The following is a 3,163-nucleotide window of genomic DNA, read 5'->3' as shown; positions in this document are numbered from 1 at the left end:
GTGCCGCCCCCGCCCCGCTGTCACGCATGCCGCCGTCACGCACGCCGCTGTCACGCACGCCGCTGTCGTCATTGTCACCGCGGCGGGGGCGGCACTGCTGACCTGGGCGACATGCAGCGCGCTGGCCTGACGACGACGCCGGAGAGTGTCCCGGCGCGCTGACAGCCGTTCTTCTGTCGAAGCCCCGGGGCGGATGCCCCGGGGCTTCGCCTTGTGGTCACCCGCCCTACCTGCCGCGAGGTGAGGAGACCACGGTGTACGACCACCGCAAGCTCGGTCGCGAGCTGGAACTTTTCGATACCGACCCGCTGATCGGGTCGGGTCTGCCGTACTGGCTGCCCGCCGGTGCCGTCGTACGGCACACCCTGGAGGAGTACATCCGTGGCGTGGAGCGTCGGGCCGGTTACCAGCACGTGTACTCGCCCGTGCTGGGCAAGCGGGAGCTGTACGAGATCTCCGGCCACTGGTCCCATTACCGGGACGACATGTTCCCGCCGATGGATCTCAGCGGGGAGCGGCTTGGCGGGGAGCGGCTTGGCGGGGAGCAGATGGTGCTGCGGCCGAGCCTCTGCCCGCACCACGCGTTGATCTACCGCTCCCGCGCGCACAGCTACCGCGATCTCCCACTCCGGATGGCCGAACTGGGTGGCATGTACCGCTCCGAACTGTCGGGGGTACTGGGCGGGCTGACCCGGGTGCGGGCGATCCAGCTGAACGACGCGCACATCTTCTGCGCTCCGGAGCAGGTCGCCGACGAGGCGCGCGCGGCGCTGGAGCTGATCCGCGAGGCCTACGGCGCGTTGGGCGTCAGCCCGGCCCGCTACCGGCTCTCCCTGCCGGGGCCGGGCGGGAAGTACGTCGGCGACCCCGGCATGTGGCGGCGGTCCGCCGCCCTGCTGACCGAGGTCCTCGACGCCGCGGGGGTGGCCTACGAGGCCGTGGAGGGGGAGGCGGCCTTCTATGGCCCGAAGATCGACGTGCAGATCGTCGACAGTGCCGGCCGTGAAGCCACCCTGTCCACCGTGCAGATCGACTTCCATCAGCCAGAACGGTTCGATCTGCGCTACGCGGGCCCGGACGGCGCGATGCGCCGGCCGGTCATGGTCCACCGCAGCGTTGTCGGCAGCGTGGAGCGGGCCGTGGCCCACCTCATCGAGTCGCACGGCGGTGCGTTTCCACCATGGCTTGCGCCCGTGCAGCTGGTGGCCCTTCCGATCTCCGACGCCGAGGTACCCCACGCCCTCGCGCTGGTCCGGCAGGCGGCCGATCGGGGACTGCGGACCGAGGCCGCCGGTCCGCAGCGCGGCACCCTGGGCGCGCGGGTCCGGGCCGCTCGTCTGGTGCCCTACCAGGCGATCATCGGTGCTCGGGAGGCAGCCGACGAGCGGGTCTCCCTGCGGTTGCGGGACGGGCGCCGCCTGGAGGCCCGGCCCGCCGCGGAAGTCCTGGCCGGCATCGACCTCCTGACAAGCGCGCACAGCACTGATCTATGGACCGATCCGCGGGGACAGGCCGGGGGCAGGTAGGGAATTCGGCGTTTGCCGACGGCGCCGATCATTGAGGCCGGCGAAGAGTCGAACTCGAGCCGATTCGGACCGTCAGCAGCAATATATACCGGCCGCGCCCGGATGAAGTCCTGGCGGGCGGCCGACGGTCCGTCGCGCCGATGATGGGTATGGCTGGGAGCAACCGAAGAGGCCGGACCGAAGAGCCGGTCGGTGCCCATCCTGGACCCTGGAGGATCGGCTCGCCGACCGGCGGGAGCGGAGAACAGGAGGCCGCGGTGCCGTGATCCCGGATGAGGAGATCAACGAGTTGCTCGCCGTCCCGAGCCCGTGCGCGACGCTGTACCTGGGCCTGTCCGATCAGATGGACGGGATTGCGGCGGATCGGGCGGTCCGGTGGCGGCACCTGCGCGACAGCCTGGCCGCCGACGGGGCGGATGGCGCGACGCTGGGCGCGTTGGACGAGGTTGTGGCGTCTCTCGGCCCGCAGAACGCCGCTCTCGCGGCGTGCGCCGCGGATGGCAGGGTGGTCTGGTGTCATCGGCTGCGACGGCAGGTGGCGGACCGGGCCGTCTGGGGCTCGCTGCCCTGCACGTTGCCGATGCTTGCCTACCGGCAGAGCAGCGTGCCCTGTGTGGTCGTGCTCACCGACCGGACGGGCGCCGACCTGCGGGTGGCCGGGGACGGACTGCGGTTCGCCGGTGAGGTCGTCGGCTCCGACGACGAGATCGAGCGCAATGCCCCCGGCGGCTGGTCGCAGCGCCGCTACCAGGATCGTGCCGAGGACTCGTGGGATCACAACGCCGCGCAGGTCGCCGAGGCGGTGACCGAGCTGGCCGAGCGGGTGGACGCCGCGCTGGTGGTTCTCGCGGGAGACGTCCGGGCCGTGCAGCTGCTGCGCAAGCATCTGCCGCCCCGGGTGATCCCGCTGGTCCACCAGCTCGAACACGGGGGACGTCACCCCGGGCGGAGCGACCGGTTCCATTCCCAGGAGGTGCGGGAGCTGGTCGAGGCCGAGGTTCGCGACCGGACCCGCGCCGTGCTCGACCGCTTCGCCGAGGACCGCGCACATGGCCGGGCGGTCGACGGGGTGCCCGCGACGCTCGACGCGCTCGTCCGCGCTCAGGTGGGCACGCTGCTCGTCGTCGACGACCCCGGCGACGACCGGGCCGCCTGGTACGGGCCGGAGCCCGGGGACGTCGCCACCGAGCCGGGCGCGCTGGCCCGGCTGGCCCGCCGGGCCGGGTCACCACCGACCACCGGCCGGTTGGCGGATCTGGCCGTGCGGGCCGCTTGGGGCACCGGCGCGGCCGTGCGGGTCCTGCCTGCCGATCTGCCCGGCGCACCGACCGACGGTCTCGGTGCCCTGCTGCGCTACCCGTCCCCGTGACCTGTGTCGAGCGTGTCGATGAACTGCAAAGACGCCGGGGTGGCGACCACCCGCACGTCCCAGCCGGCGGACTGCACCTGCCCGACGAAGGCGGGAAGGTCCCCGGCGGGGTACCCGCCACCGCAGGCGACTACGTAGAGATTGCGATTTCCGTCGGTCATGGCGAAACCTCATTGTGGTTGTGTTGGAAGATTTCTGCGGTTTTCGTCTCGTCGAGAACTCTCCCGTGTCGCGCCTCGTCATCGGGGCAGGAAATACTTTTCTATAT

General features: G+C 71.6%; 3 protein-coding genes. 2 read left to right on the top strand and 1 reads right to left on the bottom strand.

Translation table 11 applies throughout. The features are described from left to right. Nucleotides 1–158: 158 nt before the first annotated feature. Entirely contained in the window at nucleotides 159–1,526 is a 1,368-nt protein-coding gene (thrS, locus tag AC08OX_RS16465; protein WP_476608632.1) for a threonine--tRNA ligase, read from the top strand. Nucleotides 1,527–1,788: 262 nt separating this feature from the next. Further along, entirely contained in the window at nucleotides 1,789–2,895 is a 1,107-nt protein-coding gene (locus AC08OX_RS16460; RefSeq protein ID WP_476608631.1) for a baeRF2 domain-containing protein, read from the top strand. On the opposite strand, the gene AC08OX_RS16455 is transcribed toward AC08OX_RS16460, so the two are convergent. Continuing rightward, nucleotides 2,880–3,056, bottom strand: coding sequence for a hypothetical protein (locus AC08OX_RS16455; RefSeq protein WP_476608630.1), 177 nt, complete (start codon nucleotides 3,054–3,056; stop codon nucleotides 2,880–2,882). The two genes, AC08OX_RS16460 and AC08OX_RS16455, sit on opposite strands and share 16 nt — an antisense overlap. Nucleotides 3,057–3,163 lie beyond the last annotated feature (107 nt).

The sequence above is a fragment of the Frankia sp. CoBUL1 genome, from assembly GCF_978021245.1.
The sequence above is the reverse complement of the archived record's forward strand: the minus strand, read 5'-3'. Positions and strand labels throughout refer to the sequence as shown.

What these genes read in the sequence shown, in the direction of transcription:
- AC08OX_RS16455 (WP_476608630.1), bottom strand. Translation starts at nt 3,056, where the DNA reads ATGACCGACGGAAATCGCAATCTCTACGTAGTCGCCTGCGGTGGCGGG.